Source organism: Plantactinospora sp. GCM10030261 (genome assembly GCF_042666615.1).
Lineage (GTDB): Bacteria > Actinomycetota > Actinomycetes > Mycobacteriales > Micromonosporaceae > KBS50.
The window spans coordinates 90,676-104,301 of record NZ_JBHTDD010000015.1 but is presented as its reverse complement, the minus strand read 5'-3'; the positions used below and the strand labels follow the sequence as shown (position 1 = coordinate 104,301).

Genomic DNA, 13,626 nt, shown 5'->3' with positions numbered 1-13,626 from the left:
GCCAGTCGTGGCGCAAGTCCGGGCTCGCTAGTCATAGATCGCCTCCACCGCCCACTGGCCACCGGCCAGCGAGAGCAGCAGCGCGGCACCGTCGGCCAGGCAGACCTGGAACCGGACCCGGCGGCGGGCCTCCCCCGGCGCCCACCACCGCTCGTCGATCGGCCACGGGCCGGCCCACCCGACGATCTCCACAGGTGTTCCGCCGCCGATCGCCAGCCGGGCCGGGGCGGCGCTCACCTGGAGCCGGGCGCTGACCCCGACCGGTGCGCCGGTGCCGTCCCGCACCTCGGCGGTCAGCGGCGCGGGCAGCACCACCGCCGGCGCCGGCGCCGGCAACCGGCCCGGCCACGGCGGGGCGGTCGACCGGGCGGGCACCCGTTCGTCACCCCACGGCACCAACCGGATCTGGTCGGCCGGCGATCGCCCGCCGCTGGGCACCGCGGTGACCACCGCCTCGGGCCCGAGGATGCCCTGCACCCGGTTGAGCGCCCGGTGCGCCCGTTCGCGTTCCTCGCCCGTCTCGCCCCACAGCCCAGGCTGCAGGCCGACGTGTGCCAACACTCCCTCGGGAACCAGCCGCAGCCGGACGATGCCGGCCGTGGGCGGGGCCATCGGGGCGGCACCGCCGACGCCGGGGCGCCGGTTGGTGCCGGAGAGCCAGCCGTCGAGTTGCCAGCGCACCCGGTCGGCGATCGCCGCCGCGGTCAGCAGCCCGTCGTGCCGCCATACCCGGTGCAGTTCCTGACCGTGTGCGGTGATCGCCTCGATGCCCAGCCGGGTGCAGGCCAGGCCGTGCCCGGCGAGCCGCTCATGCAGGCGTTCGGCCAGCGACCGGGCGGCGAAAGCGGCGGCGTCGACCCGGTCCAGCGGATCGTCGGAGTACGTCTCGGTGACCGCCAGGTCGACCGGCGGTTGGCGGACGGCGAGCGGACGGTGGTCGCGCCCGGCGGCCAGCCGGTGTGCCAGCGCCGCGTCGAAACCGAACCGGGCCAGCACGTCGCCGGCCGGCAGGGCCGCGAAGTCAGCGAGGGTACGCACACCGAGCCGGCGCAGCAGGTCGGTCAGAGCCGGCCGGCTGAGCGTGCCGATCGGCAACCCGGCCAGGAACTGGGTGGTCCTGTCGGGCGGGACGATCCGGCCGGCCCGGGCGGCCAGGCCGGCGGCGAACACCCCGTCGGCGATCCCCACCTGGCTCTCCACGGCGCATACCTGGGCCACCTGCTCCACGATCCGCTCGGCGGCCTGCTCCTCACCGCCGAAGTAGCGGGCCGGACCGCGGGCGGCCACCGCACAGGCCCCCGGCCGGACGACCTCCACCCCGGCCACCACCTCCTCGACGGCGGCGACCACCGGTTCGAAGGCCCGGGCGTCCCGGCCCGGGTCGTGATCGGCCACGGTCAGCGTCGCGCACCGGCTCTGCGCCTCGCGTTTGCGAAGCCCACGGCGGATCCCCTCGGCCCGGGCCGACTCGGAGCAGGCGATCACCCGGTTGGCGTGCAGCACCGCGACCGGTGTCGAGGCTGGCACCCCCTCGGTGATCTCCAGCGCGATCACCGGCCAGTCGGGGCACCATACGAGCAGCGTCCGGGCACTCATCGGACACCCGATCGCGCGGACCCGACCCCCGCCACCGCGCCGCCCTCCCCCTCGACCATGGTGAGCGAGGTCCGCCGGCGCACCGCCTCCGGGCGCCGGACGGTGACGGGACGGACGGGTGCGAGTCGGGACGAGCCGTCACCGGGCATCCAGACGGTGACCTCCTTGGGTCGGGCCGCGGCCCCTCTGCCCCGGGCCCGCACCGTGACCTCCCGCCGGCGCAACCGGCCCCGGCCCTGGCCGAGCCCTTCCCAGACGCCGCGCAGCACCTGCAGGGTGACGTCGGCGCCGTCCCACCGCCCGTACGGAACGAGCACGCTGCCGCGTTGCCGCGCTCGGGCGGCCAGCCGGCTGGCCACCGAAGCGCTGACCACCCCCGGCGCCGCCACGACCACCACGTCCACCCCGTCGATCAGGGCGGCCACGACGGTGGCCCACTCCGGGCCGGGGTGCGGGACGAGGGCCAACCGGTCCAGCGCGATGCCCACGTCAGCGGCGGCGACGGCGCCGAGGGTCGGCACCCCGACCACCGCGCACCAGGACCCGGCGCGGGACGCCTCGGCCAGCAGCGCCAACACCAGCGAGGTGCCGCCGCCGGGCGTCGGGTGGCCGGCGGCGAGGGTACGCGGATCCGGGCCACCGCGACCGGTGGCGACCGCGACGGTGCTGCCCCGGCGCAGTCCCCGACCGGGCAGCAGGCTGGTCAACTCGGGCAGCACCGGAAGCACCCGGGACCCGTCCGGCGCCGCCTCGGTGGCCGGCCTGACCAGCCCCGCCAACGCGGCGGAACCGACCACCATCCGGCCCGCCATCGCCGTGCCCCCGTTCTGTCGTTCGTATGGTGCTCCCGTGTGAGGCGGCCGTGCTCCCGCCCCCGTGGAACTCCGTGCGCCGGGTCGTCGACCCCCCGGGCGACGACCCGGCGCACGGACGGATGGGCCACGGACCGCGGCGACCGTCGTCCGCGCGTCCATCCGCGTCGGTGGGTTCCTCAGGCGGCGGCCAGTCCGTCGAGCGCGGGCTGATGCGCCACACCGAGCGTCTCCTCGACCTCCGTGACGAACTGCTCGGCCGCCCGGAACAGGTCGTCGGCCTCACGGGCGCTCACCACCCGGGGAATGCCGGCCTCGGCCGCGGCCCGCTTGGTGGCACCGGTGGCGAAGTAGCTGGCCCACTCCCCCATCTCGGGGGCGACCACCACGAGCAGCGCCCAGACGCTGGTGACCCGCTGCCGGCGGGCGGGGGCGGGTCGGGCCCGGGCGGCGAGCACGGCGGCAGCGGCGCGTAGCGCCGAGAGGTGGGCCGCGGCGTAGCGCAGGCCATCGGGCTTGGTCTGGGCGGCCTCGGCCAGTCCCCGACGGGCGAGCAACAGCAACTGGGCCGGGGTGCGATGCGGCAACATGTGTGCCGGCACGGTCGGCGCCTGAGCCGGGCTGGTCGGCATGGCCTGTCTCCTCCGCGTCACCATCTCCCGCGTCGCCGGGTCGGCCCGGCGACGCGCCCTCGGGGTTCGAATCAGCCGCTGCGGAGGAAGACGCACCGGTTGGTGCTGACCGGTCGGATGTGGACGCTTCCCCACACCACACCCGACCGGTCGAGCCCGGCGGGTTCGTCACCCGCCGCCCGGGGGTCGGAGGGCGGCGGGCGACGACCTGCCTTGTTGGGCCGGGCTCGCGACTGCCCGGACCCGTGCGGTCCGCGAAAACCGCACCGGAGAGCCGTGCCGCGAACACCGCTCCCCGTCAGAACGAGTGTGCGACCTAATCGAACACTCGTTCTAACTACGGCTCACAGTACACCCTGCCTCCGACAAAAAAGCAACGTCGCGCCGATCGGGTCACCGGATCGGTCTGCCAACGGGTGATCGACACGAGATGCGGGATTCCGGGCGGTCACCGCCTCCTCGGCACCCCCGCATGCCGTATGTCGAGCCGACCTTTCGCCGCCCCGCCGGGGTCCGGGCACCCGCCGGCCACCACAGCCCGTGACCGGCGAAGATAGGAGGATGCAGCCACACCCGAACGTACGGGCGGTGCAGGACGCGCTGGACAAGGCGGACGCCCGCGACGGTTCCGCGACGCCGAGCCAGGTTCGACTGCTGTCCGACGCGGTGCACACCGCGCAGGCCGCCGCGGACGCGCTGGGCGTCACCGTGGGCCAGATCGCCAACTCGCTCGTCTTCAACGCCGACGGCGCGCCGCTGCTGGTCCTCACCAGCGGCGCCCACCGGGTGGACACCGCCGGGCTGGCGGCCCGCATCGGCGTCACCACCCTCCAGCGGGCCACCCCCGAATTCGTCCGGGAGCACACCGGCCAGCCGATCGGCGGGGTCGCCCCGCTCGGCCATCCCAGCCCGGTGCGCACGCTTGTGGACACCGCGCTCGAGGCGTACGACGAGATCTGGGCGGCCGGCGGCGTGCCCCGCGCGGTCTTTCCCACCACCTACGCCGAGCTGGTCCGGATCACCGGCGGCGAACCCGCCGAGGTGGCATGAGCGAGCTGGGCCCTCGCGGTCCGCGCCGACGGTGGCCCGTTAGCGAGCAGCGAGCGGGCAAGCCCCGGGGGCCACGCCGAAGGCGACCGGCGTGACCCCCGCCGAGCGCCGGACCGGCCGACCCGTACCCGAACTGGTGACCCTGCACGTCTGGCGGACGCCGCGGGCGGCGCTGCCGCGCGCGCTGTTACGGATGGCCCTGGACCCGCGCCGGTTGCGGGCCACTCCGGGCGTACGGTTCGGCAAGTTGCTCGGCACCGGGACCGGGACCACCTTCGGGCCGACCGACGCCGACCCGACCCGGTGGGCAGCGCTTGTGGTGTGGGACGACCCGACCGCCGCCGCCGCATTCGACGCCACCCCGGTCGGTCGCGCCTGGGCCCGGCTGGGCAGCGCCGCCGCCCGGGTCGACCTGCGGCCGTTGACCAGCCGCGGACGCTGGTCCGGCGTCGAGCCGTTCGGCGATCCACCGGGTGGGCGGACCGACGGGCCGGTGCTGGCGCTCACCCGGGCCCGGCTCCGTCCCGCGCGGGCGGCGACGTTCTGGCGGGCCATCCCGCCGGTGGCCGCCCACCTGGCCACCGCGCCGGGGCTGCTCGCCCGGTTCGGCGTCGGCGAGGCCCCGCTGGGCTGGCAGGGCACGGTCAGCGTGTGGCGTACGCCGGCCGACCTGGTCAACTTCGCGTACCGTCGTCCCGAGCACCGCGCCGCGATCGACCGGACCCCCGTCGAACGGTGGTACGCGGAAGAACTGTTCGCCCGGTTCGCCGTGCTGGACGTCACCGGCGACCGGGGGGTGCTCGGCTGGGCGCCGGGGGTATGAGGGTGGTGGGCACGGTGCGGCCCGGAGCGAGGAGCGGTCGAGGATGAGGCTGGTGCCGTGGCGGCCGGACGACCTGTCCCGGCGGCTCGACGACGTGGTTGCCGTGTACGGCGAGGCGATGGGTTACCGCGCCGAGTTGCTGGAGGCCCGCAAGGGTTACATCGCCACCCACCTACGCCGGCCGGGCTTCCGGGCGGTGGCCACCCTGGGCACCGACGGGCGGTTGGCCGGCTTCGGCTACGGGTACCTCTCGGCGCCCGGCCAGTGGTGGCACGACCAGGTGTACGCGGCGCTCGCCGACGAGCAGCGCAAGTCCTGGTTCACCGACTGCTTCGAGGTGGTGGAACTGCACGTGCGGCCGGCCGCCCAAGGCCACGGGCTGGGCGCCCGGCAGCTGTCCGCGCTCCTGCGGATGGCCGACGGTGGCGCCACCCTGCTCTCCACCCCAGAGGCCGACGAGCGGACGTCGCGGGCCTGGCGGTTGTACCGGCGGTTCGGCTTCGTCGACGTGCTGCGGGACTTCTACTTCCCGGGCGACGAGCGCGCGTTCGCCGTGCTGGGTCGGGAGCTGCCGCTGGAGCCGTTGCGCCGGGCCGACGCCGCCGACCGCCGATGACGGTCCACACCGCCACCGGCACGACGGGCACCACCGACACCACCGGGCTCCGGAGCCGGTTGCCGTGGCTGCTGCTGGGTGTGCTGATCCTCGCCCAGATCTGCTATCCGCTGACGGACGGCACCACCCGGGCCCGGCTCACCGTCGGCACCGTGCTGCTCGGCTACCTGTTGTCGGTGGGGCATGCCCTGCTCACCCGGGGGACTCGGGCCGCGCTGGCGTTGGTGCTGGTCACCACCGGCGGTGGGCTGGCCGTGGAGGCGCTCGGGGTGGCCACCGGCGTGCCGTTCGGCCGGTACGACTATCCGGGCGCGCTGGGGCCGGAGCTGGCCGGGGTGCCGCTGGTGATTCCGCTGGCCTGGACCTGGATGGCCTGGCCCGCCTGGTTGGCCGCCGTGCGGCTCAGCCGGCACCCCGTGGTCCGGGTGCTGATCGCCGGGGTCGGCCTCGCCACCTGGGATGTCTTCCTCGACCCGCAGATGGTGGCCGAGGGCTACTGGACCTGGCTGGACCAGACACCGGCACTGCCCGGGGTACCGGGCATCCCGCTGCGCAACTACCTCGGTTGGTTGCTCTTCGCCGTACTGCTGGCCGCCCTGTTGCGCCCCGCCGCCGGACCCGCGGTGGGCGCCGCCCGCCGCACCGACGCCCCGATGTACGCGCTCTATCTCTGGACGTACGCCTCGAGCGTGCTGGCCCACGCGGTCTTCCTGGACCTGCCGGCGTCGGCCGCCTGGGGCGCGCTCGCGATGGCCACGGTCGCCGTGCCGCTGGCCGTCACCCTGCTCCGTGACCGCCGCCGGCCCCGAGCCTCCCGATGACGGTCGCCGCCCCGCCGGTGCTCGGTGCCCTGGTGCTCGCCGGCACCCTGGTCCTCGCCGCGCTCACCGGGCACACGCTTGTCAACGCCACCCGCTGGCTGCGCCGACCGGCACCCGCCCCGATCCCGTCCGGGGAGCGGGTGGCGGTGTTGTTACCGCTACGCGACGAGGCTGACCGGGTCACCCCCTGTCTGCGCGCCATGCTCGCCCAGCGTGGCGTGCCCGACCTGGAGATCGTGGTGCTGGACGACGGCTCCACCGACGGCACCGCCGACGTGGTACACGCCGTGGTCGGGGCCGATCCGCGGGTCCGCCTGGTCACCGGCGCGCCGCCGCCGGCCGGCTGGCTCGGCAAGCCGTACGCCTGCCAGCAGCTCGCCGGGCACGCCGACCCGACGGCGACGGTGCTGGTCTTCGTGGACGCGGACGTGATACTCGCCCCGCACGCGGTGGCGGCAGCGGTCGCCGAGCTACGGACGTCGGGCGTGACCCTGCTGTCGCCGTACCCCCGGATCGTCGTCGGGTCGGTGGGTGAGCGCCTCGTCCAGCCGCTGCTGCAATGGTTGTGGCTCACCTTTTTGCCGCTGCGCGCGATGGAACGCTCGGCGCGGCCGTCGCTGGCCGCCGCCGGTGGTCAGCTGCTCGTGGTCGACCGGCCCGGATACCTGCGGGCCGGTGGGCACGGCGCGGTACGGGACAGGATCCTGGAGGACGTGGAGCTGGCCCGGGCGGTGAAGCGGTCCGGCGGCCGGATCGCCCTGGCCGACGGCTCGGCGTTGGCGGCCTGCCGGATGTACGGCTCCTGGGCGGAACTGCGGGACGGCTACACCAAGTCACTGTGGGCGAGCTTCGGCTCCCCGGTCGCCGCGGCCACGGTGGTGACGCTGTTGCTCCTGCTCTACACCGCGCCGCCGCTCGTCGCGCTGGGAGCCGCGCTGGCCGGGGCGTCCGGCACGGCGCTGGTGGCGCTGGCCGGCTACCTGCTCGGCGTCGTCGGCCGGATGGTCACCGCCCGGGCCACCGGCGGCCGCTGGTGGCCGGACGCCCTCGCGCATCCCGTGTCCGTGGCGTTGCTCGGCTGGCTCACCGCGCGGTCGTACCATCTGCGGAGGACGCGGCGGCTGACCTGGCGCGGACGCCCTGTGTAGCGAGGGAGAGGCGGCACATGAGCCGGGTTGTCGTGATCGGTGCCGGGGTGGGTGGGCTCGCCACGGCGGCCCGGTTGGCCGCGGCCGGGCACGAGGTGACCGTCTTCGAGCGGGCCGATGTCGTCGGCGGCAAGCTGGGCCGATACACCCGGGAAACCCCGGCCGGCGAGTTCCGCTTCGACACCGGGCCGAGCCTGCTCACGTTGCCGCAGGTCTTCGCCGAGTTGTTCGAGGCGACCGGGGCGAAGCTCGACGAGTACCTCGACCTGGTGCCGGTGGATCCGATCGTCCGGCACACCTTCGCCGACGGCAGCGTGCTGGACTCGTGCGCCGACCCGGTGGTCTTCGCGGAGCGGATCGCCGCCGCGTTCGGCGACACCGCCGCCGCGGACTGGCGGCGGCTGTGGCGGCGCGCGGGTCGGGTCTGGGACGCCTCCTGGCGGGACATCCTGCGCGGCAGCGTCGACTCGCCGCTGTCGCTGGCCCGGCTCGCCTGGCGGCTGGGTGACCTGGCGGCGATCGGGCCGGGCCGGACCCTGCGCGGACTGGGTCGCGGTCACCTGCGCGATCCGCGGCTGCGGATGCTGCTGGACCGGTACGCCACCTACACGGGCGCCGATCCGCGGCGCGCGCCGGCGGCGCTCGCCGCCGTTCCGTACGCCGAACTGACCTTCGGCGGCTGGTACCTGCGCGGTGGGTTGGGCACGCTCGCCGACGAGCTGCTGTCGCGATGCCTGGACCTCGGCGTGGTCGTGCAGACCGGCACCGCGGTGACCGCGATCGACGCCGCGGGCGGTCGGGTCCACGGGGTACGCCTCGCCGGTGCCGCCCGGCCGGTGCCGGCCGACGTCGTGGTGGCGAACGTCGACGCGCTCACCGTCTATCGGGACCTGCTACCCACGCCCGCCCGGTTGGCCGGGCTGGCCGACCGGAGCCTGGCCGGGTTCGTGCTGCTGCTCGGCGTCCGCGGCGAGACGACGGGTCTGGCCCACCACAACGTGTTCTTCCCCGCCGACTACGACGCCGAGTTCGACGCGGTGTTCGGCGACCCGGGTCGGGGGGTGCCGGCCCGCCCGGCCGCCGACCCGACGGTGTTCGTCACGGTGGCCGCCGACCCGGTGGTCCGCCCGGATCACCACGAGGCGTGGTTCGTGCTTGTCAACGCCGCCCGGCACGGGCTCGGTACGGGCGCGGTGGACTGGCGCCGGCCAGGGCTCGCCGAGGCGTACGCGGACCGGGTCCTGGACGTGCTCGCGGAGCGCGGGACCGAGGTGCGGGACCGGTTGCTGTTCACCGAGATCCGTACGCCGGCCGACCTGGCGGGTGCGACCGGGGCACCGGGCGGGACCATCTACGGCACCGCCGGCGGGCTGCTCCGGCCGGCGAACCGCGGACCCGCACACGGATTGTTCCTGGTGGGTGGCTCCACGCATCCCGGTGGGGGGCTGCCGATGGTCACCCTGTCGGCGCAGATCGTCGCCGACCTGATCGGACCGGGCTGACGTCCTCCCCCTAGCGCAGCGAGCGGCGGACGGCGGCCAGCAACTGGGTGAGCCCGAACCCGGCCAGCAGGACCCAGCCGGCGGTCACCACGGTCATCGTGCCGGGCGCCAGATCCGGGTCGATCAACCCGGCGGTCCCGGCCAGCAGTAGCCCGACCAGCGCGATCGAGACCCGGCTCGGCCGTTCCCCGACGGTGACCGTGCCGATCTCCTTCATCCCGGCCGCCACTGACCGCGCCCGGACATACTCGTGCAGCCAGGAGATCGAGCCGGCCGCCACCACCAGCCACCCCGGCGCACCGACCAGCCAGAAGGCGGCCAGCCAGCACGCCTCACCGAACCGGTCGGCCAGCGAGTCGTAAACGTACCCCAGCCGGCTGGTGCGTTCGGTCACCACCGCGACCGCACCGTCCACGCTGTCCGCCACCGCCGCCAGCAGGACCAGGCAGGCGGCGACGATCACCCCGACGGCGGAGCCGGCGGCGGCCACCGGTACGGCGACGCAGAGAACCGCGCCGGCCAGCGTCACCCCGGTCGGCGACACCCGGAGCCGGCTCAGGGCGTACCCGACCAGGTAGGACATGCGCAGCCAGCCGCGCACCACCGTGCTGGCGGCGCGCGGATCGAAGCCGCCGTGCAGCCGTGACCACCGGACGGCGTAGTCGTCCCAGATCATCCGTTTCCCCACCCCGGATTCAACCGGGGAATCGGACGCCAAGTCGCGCCGCTGCTCCGACTCCACCGACGGAGAGCCGGACGCGGGGTCGCGCCGATGTTCCGACGCGGGCGGGACGGGGAGCCCCGGCTGGCTCACACCGCGGCACCCACCCGCAGCAACTGCCAGACCTCGCGGGTGGCGGTGGACCGATTGAGGGTGATGAAGTGGATCCCCGGCACCCCCTCGTCGAGCAGCCGGCGGCACATCTCGCTGGCCTGCTCGATACCCAGCTTGCGAACGGCCTCGGGGTCGTCGGCCACCCGGGCGAACCGGTCGGCGAGCCGGCGCGGGAACGGCGCCCCGGAAAGCTGCTCGGACCGCTCGATGGTGCGCATCTGGGTGACCGGCATGACACCCGGCAGGATCGGGGTGTCGCAGCCGGCCGCCGCCACCCGGTCCCGAAGCCGCAGGTAGTCGTCGGCCTCGAAGAACATCTGGGTGATCGCGAACTCGGCACCGGCGCGGCACTTCTGGACGAAATACCGGGTGTCCGTTTCGATGTCCGGGGACCGGGGGTGTTTGTACGGGAAAGAGGCCACCCCGACCGAGAAGTCACCGGAGTCGCGGACCAACCGAACCAGGTCCTCGGCGTACAGCACACCGTCCGGATGCCGGACCCATTCCCCGTTCGGGTCACCCGGCGGGTCGCCGCGCACCGCCAGCACGTTGCGGACCCCGGCGGCGGCCAGCCGGCCGATGACGTTGCGCAGCTCGGCGACCGAATGGTTGACGGCGGTCAGGTGCGCCATGGGCAGCAGGGTGGTCTCGGTGGCGACCCGTTCGGTCACCGCCACGGTGGTGTCCCGGGTGGTCCCGCCCGCCCCATAGGTGATCGAGACGAACGACGGGAGCAGCGGCTCCAGCTCCCGGATCGCCCGCCACAGCTGCCGCTCCCCGTCCGCGGTCTTCGGTGGGAAGAACTCGAACGAGAACGTCGGGCCGGCGGCACGGATCAGCTCCCCGATCGACGGCTGCGACGGGGGAAGGACGGAAGGTAGACCGAGCGCCACCCTACGACCGTACCGTTTCCGGCCGGCCCGATGGAGTTCAGTCCCACAGTGTGTCGTTTCCCGGGTCCGGCCGGGCGGCCGGCGGCGCCGGCAAAACGTCGTACCGGCCCGGTAGGAACGGACGCGGTGGATGGCCCGGACCGACCGGTCCGGGGCGTCCGCCGGACCGCGCTGCGGCGTGGTCGCGGGTCCGCGCGGTGTCTTCTCCCCAAGGCGTCGTGCGGGTGGGGGTCCGACCGATTCCTGCGACCAAGGACGTCCATGACCCCGTCCGCTCCCTTTCCGTCCGCCGGTCCCGACCCGGGGACCGGGCGCCCACCCGACCCGGCCGGCCCGCCGCCCGGTGGTCGCCGCGTGGATCACGAGCGTGGCGCGCCCGCGACGCTCGGGCCCCTCCTGGCCGCGCTCCGGACGGCCCGCGGCTGGAGCCAGTTGGGCCTGGCGGAGCGGCTCTGCGCGGCGGCCGGCATGCCGACGATCACCCGGCACGAGGTGAGCCGGTGGGAGCGCGAGCGCCGGGTACCAGGTGAGTTCTGGCTGGGTTGGCTGGCCCTCGTACTGGAGACACCGCTCGACCACCTGGTCGCCGCCGCGGCCGAGACGGCCCGGGAACCGGTCGCCCGCCGGTCGGCCACCCCGCGCGGCGGCGACCGGCCCGCCGGCGGGCCGGCCACCGGGACCCGGCGGGCCCTGGTGGCCCTCGCCCACCGGTGGTTGACCGACGCGGGGTGCCTCGACCCGGTGCCGATGCCGATCGTGGACATCGACCCGGACGCCGCCATCGCCGAGCTGGCCGAGCTTCGCCGGCTGGACGACCTGGTCGGTGGCGTCGACCTGGCGCCCTTCGGGCGGCGCCGGCTGGCCTCACTGGGCTCACCGGGTGGATCATCGACGTCGGGCCCGTCCGGGCCGACGGGTGCCCGCCTCGGGTCATGGGCTACGCCGGTTGACACCGCCGGAGCGGGCGGCGGGCGGCCCCGGGCCGGCCGCTGTTCCGGGTCGACGACGCGTCGGCGGTTGCGACTCGCCGCCGAGGCGGCCCAGCTCACCGGCTGGCTCAGCGCCGACGCCGGGGACGCATCCGGGGCCCTCGCCGACTACCGCCGGGCCCTGACGCTCGCCGCCGCCGCGGGCGACCGGCTCCTCGGCGGGTACGTGCTGAGCTGCGGCAGCCATTTGTTGTCCGGAAGCGATCCGGCGACGGCGATGCGACTGGCCTGGATCGGGTACGCCGGCCTACGAAGCGCCCCGGCCGGGCTGCGGGCGGTCCAGCTGCACCGGTTGGCCGTCACGGCCGCCCTGGCCGGTCGGCATCGGCTGGCCAGGTCGGCTCTGGCCGCCGCCGATCGGGCCGCGGCGGCGCACCTCCCGGATCGCAACCCGTCCTGGCTCTACTGGCTGGACGACACCGTACTGGCCGCACTCACCGGCCGCTGTCTGGCCGTCCTGGGCCGGCCGTCGCGGGCCGAGCCAATGCTGGCCGCCGCGGCGTGCCGGCCGGGGTCGCCGCGGACGCGGGCGCTCTACGGCGCCTGGTGGGCCGGGGTGCTGCTCGACCTGGGCGAGGTCGAGCAGGCGTGCGCGGTGGCCGACGAGACGCTGCTGGAAGCCGTCCGCTCTGGATCCGTCCGGGCCACCACCGCGTTGACCGCCGTGCGGGCACGCCTGACGGCATACCGGAACGAACCCGTGGTGCGGCGCTTTCTGGCCACGGCGGCGACCGCTTTCCTGCCCACCGGTAGGCCCGTGCCGGCCGGCGAAGCCCGGTGGCGGGCCGGGGGGCGAGGGCCGGCCGGAGCGGATAGCGTCAGGGGGTGACCCACGCTGCCCCCACGTCGCCGGTCGACCGAGCCGGCCTTCGCCAACGGATCGACAAGTCGCTCGCGGCGTTTCTGAACGAACGACGCCGCTGGATGACGGGGGTCGACGAGGCATTGATCCCGGTCGCCGAGACGTTGGAGGGGTTCGTGCTGGGTGGCGGCAAGCGGTTGCGCCCGGCGTTCGCCTACTGGGGCTACCGGGGGGCCGGTGGGTTCGACTCCGACCAGGTGGTGACGACCCTGGCCGCGCTGGAGTTCGTCCAGGCCAGCGCGTTGATCCACGATGACGTGATCGACCGGTCGGACACCCGGCGGGGTGGACCCGCCGTGCACCGACGATTCGCCGGTCGGCACCGGACGGCCGGCTGGGTCGGTGACCCGGACGGCTTCGGCGCCGCGGCCGCCATCCTCCTCGGCGATCTCTGCCTGGTCTGGTCGGACGAGCTGCTGCACGGTGGCGGCCTGGACCCGGAGACGGTGGCTCGCGCCCGGCCGGTCTTCGACGAGATGCGCACCGAGGTCACCGTCGGCCAGTACCTGGACGTGTTGACGCAGGCCAGCGCCGACACCTCGGTCACCCGAGCGAGCAAGGTGGCCTGTTACAAGTCCGCCAAGTACACGATCGAGCGTCCGCTGTTGCTGGGCGCCGCCCTCGCCGACGCCCCCGAGCCGGTGCGCCGGACCTACTCCGGGTACGGGCTGCCGCTGGGCGAGGCGTTCCAGCTGCGCGACGACGTGCTCGGGGTGTTCGGTGACCCGGAGCAGACCGGCAAGCCGGCCGGAGACGACCTGCGTGAGGGCAAGCGGACCTATCTCGTGGCCGCCGCGATGGAGATGGCTGACCCGGCCGACCAGACCCTGCTGGCCGACCGGCTCGGCGATCCGACGCTGGAGCCCGCCATGGTCGACCGGCTTCGCGCGATCATCGACGGCAGCGGTGCGTTGGCCCGGACCGAGCGGCGGATCGGCGAGTTGACCGACGCGGCGCTTACCGCGTTGGACGGCGCGGACCTGGACGCCGAGGCTCGGCGGGTGCTGGTCGACCTGGCGTTTGTGGCCACCCGGCGGGCGGACTAGG

The 13,626-nt window shown here is 75.0% G+C and carries 13 protein-coding genes; 8 read left to right on the top strand and 5 right to left on the bottom strand.

What is annotated here, in order from left to right; all coding sequences use genetic code 11:
• Positions 1-27: 27 nt before the first annotated feature.
• The 3 genes from ACFQUZ_RS18990 to ACFQUZ_RS18980 all read right to left on the bottom strand — a co-directional run bounded on the left by ACFQUZ_RS18990 (position 28) and on the right by ACFQUZ_RS18980 (position 3,040).
• A complete protein-coding gene (locus tag ACFQUZ_RS18990; protein ID WP_377443920.1) occupies positions 28-1,596 on the bottom strand; it encodes a DNA polymerase Y family protein in 1,569 nt (522 codons plus the stop codon).
• The gene (locus ACFQUZ_RS18985) at positions 1,593-2,408 is read right to left on the bottom strand and encodes a hypothetical protein (RefSeq protein WP_377443918.1); all 816 of its coding nucleotides are present in this window, start codon (positions 2,406-2,408) and stop codon (positions 1,593-1,595) included. Before ACFQUZ_RS18985 ends, ACFQUZ_RS18990 begins: the two co-directional genes overlap by 4 nt.
• A 179-nt stretch (positions 2,409-2,587) precedes the next feature.
• Complete coding sequence (locus ACFQUZ_RS18980) at positions 2,588-3,040, bottom strand: SAV_6107 family HEPN domain-containing protein (protein ID WP_377443916.1); 453 nt, start codon at positions 3,038-3,040, stop codon at positions 2,588-2,590.
• Between the two features lie 561 nt (positions 3,041-3,601).
• Here ACFQUZ_RS18980 and ACFQUZ_RS18975 point away from each other — a divergent pair.
• The 6 genes from ACFQUZ_RS18975 (at position 3,602) to ACFQUZ_RS18950 (ending at position 9,000) form a co-directional block, all read left to right on the top strand.
• The gene (locus tag ACFQUZ_RS18975; RefSeq protein WP_377443915.1) at positions 3,602-4,090 is read left to right on the top strand and encodes a YbaK/EbsC family protein; all 489 of its coding nucleotides are present in this window, start codon (positions 3,602-3,604) and stop codon (positions 4,088-4,090) included.
• A 91-nt stretch (positions 4,091-4,181) separates the two neighbouring features.
• Positions 4,182-4,913 carry a monooxygenase gene (locus ACFQUZ_RS18970; RefSeq protein WP_377443913.1) on the top strand — a complete coding sequence of 244 codons (732 nt, stop codon included), beginning with the start codon at positions 4,182-4,184 and terminating at the stop codon, positions 4,911-4,913.
• A 43-nt stretch (positions 4,914-4,956) separates the two neighbouring features.
• On the top strand, positions 4,957-5,529 hold the full coding sequence (locus ACFQUZ_RS18965) for a GNAT family N-acetyltransferase (protein WP_377443911.1): 573 nt from the start codon (positions 4,957-4,959) through the stop codon (positions 5,527-5,529).
• Positions 5,526-6,350, top strand: coding sequence for a carotenoid biosynthesis protein (locus ACFQUZ_RS18960; protein WP_377443909.1), 825 nt, complete (start codon positions 5,526-5,528; stop codon positions 6,348-6,350). The genes ACFQUZ_RS18965 and ACFQUZ_RS18960 overlap by 4 nt, the downstream gene beginning before the upstream one ends.
• Complete coding sequence (locus ACFQUZ_RS18955) at positions 6,347-7,498, top strand: glycosyltransferase (protein ID WP_377443907.1); 1,152 nt, start codon at positions 6,347-6,349, stop codon at positions 7,496-7,498. The genes ACFQUZ_RS18960 and ACFQUZ_RS18955 overlap by 4 nt, the downstream gene beginning before the upstream one ends.
• Positions 7,384-9,000: a phytoene desaturase family protein gene (locus ACFQUZ_RS18950; RefSeq protein ID WP_377443905.1), complete on the top strand. Its 1,617-nt coding sequence runs from the start codon at positions 7,384-7,386 to the stop codon at positions 8,998-9,000. Before ACFQUZ_RS18955 ends, ACFQUZ_RS18950 begins: the two co-directional genes overlap by 115 nt.
• Positions 9,001-9,010: 10 nt before the next feature.
• Here the strand turns inward: ACFQUZ_RS18950 and ACFQUZ_RS18945 are convergent, their stop codons facing one another.
• Together ACFQUZ_RS18945 and metF are read right to left on the bottom strand one after the other, a co-directional pair.
• Positions 9,011-9,676 carry a CDP-alcohol phosphatidyltransferase family protein gene (locus ACFQUZ_RS18945; RefSeq protein ID WP_377443903.1) on the bottom strand — a complete coding sequence of 222 codons (666 nt, stop codon included), beginning with the start codon at positions 9,674-9,676 and terminating at the stop codon, positions 9,011-9,013.
• 134 nt (positions 9,677-9,810) lie between these two features.
• The gene (gene metF / locus ACFQUZ_RS18940; RefSeq protein ID WP_377443901.1) at positions 9,811-10,728 is read right to left on the bottom strand and encodes a methylenetetrahydrofolate reductase [NAD(P)H]; all 918 of its coding nucleotides are present in this window, start codon (positions 10,726-10,728) and stop codon (positions 9,811-9,813) included.
• 354 nt (positions 10,729-11,082) lie between these two features.
• On the opposite strand from metF, the gene ACFQUZ_RS18935 reads away from it, so the two are divergent.
• Positions 11,083-12,546: a transcriptional regulator gene (locus ACFQUZ_RS18935; RefSeq protein ID WP_377443899.1), complete on the top strand. Its 1,464-nt coding sequence runs from the start codon at positions 11,083-11,085 to the stop codon at positions 12,544-12,546.
• A complete protein-coding gene (locus ACFQUZ_RS18930; protein ID WP_377443897.1) occupies positions 12,543-13,625 on the top strand; it encodes a polyprenyl synthetase family protein in 1,083 nt (360 codons plus the stop codon). The genes ACFQUZ_RS18935 and ACFQUZ_RS18930 overlap by 4 nt, the downstream gene beginning before the upstream one ends.
• The last annotated feature ends 1 nt before the right edge of the window (position 13,626 follow it).

What these genes read in the sequence shown, in the direction of transcription:
- ACFQUZ_RS18990 (WP_377443920.1), bottom strand. Translation starts at nt 1,596, where the DNA reads ATGAGTGCCCGGACGCTGCTCGTATGGTGCCCCGACTGGCCGGTGATC.
- ACFQUZ_RS18985 (WP_377443918.1), bottom strand. Translation starts at nt 2,408, where the DNA reads ATGGCGGGCCGGATGGTGGTCGGTTCCGCCGCGTTGGCGGGGCTGGTC.
- ACFQUZ_RS18980 (WP_377443916.1), bottom strand. Translation starts at nt 3,040, where the DNA reads ATGCCGACCAGCCCGGCTCAGGCGCCGACCGTGCCGGCACACATGTTG.
- ACFQUZ_RS18975 (WP_377443915.1), top strand. Translation starts at nt 3,602, where the DNA reads ATGCAGCCACACCCGAACGTACGGGCGGTGCAGGACGCGCTGGACAAG.
- ACFQUZ_RS18965 (WP_377443911.1), top strand. Translation starts at nt 4,957, where the DNA reads ATGAGGCTGGTGCCGTGGCGGCCGGACGACCTGTCCCGGCGGCTCGAC.
- ACFQUZ_RS18960 (WP_377443909.1), top strand. Translation starts at nt 5,526, where the DNA reads ATGACGGTCCACACCGCCACCGGCACGACGGGCACCACCGACACCACC.
- ACFQUZ_RS18955 (WP_377443907.1), top strand. Translation starts at nt 6,347, where the DNA reads ATGACGGTCGCCGCCCCGCCGGTGCTCGGTGCCCTGGTGCTCGCCGGC.
- ACFQUZ_RS18945 (WP_377443903.1), bottom strand. Translation starts at nt 9,676, where the DNA reads ATGATCTGGGACGACTACGCCGTCCGGTGGTCACGGCTGCACGGCGGC.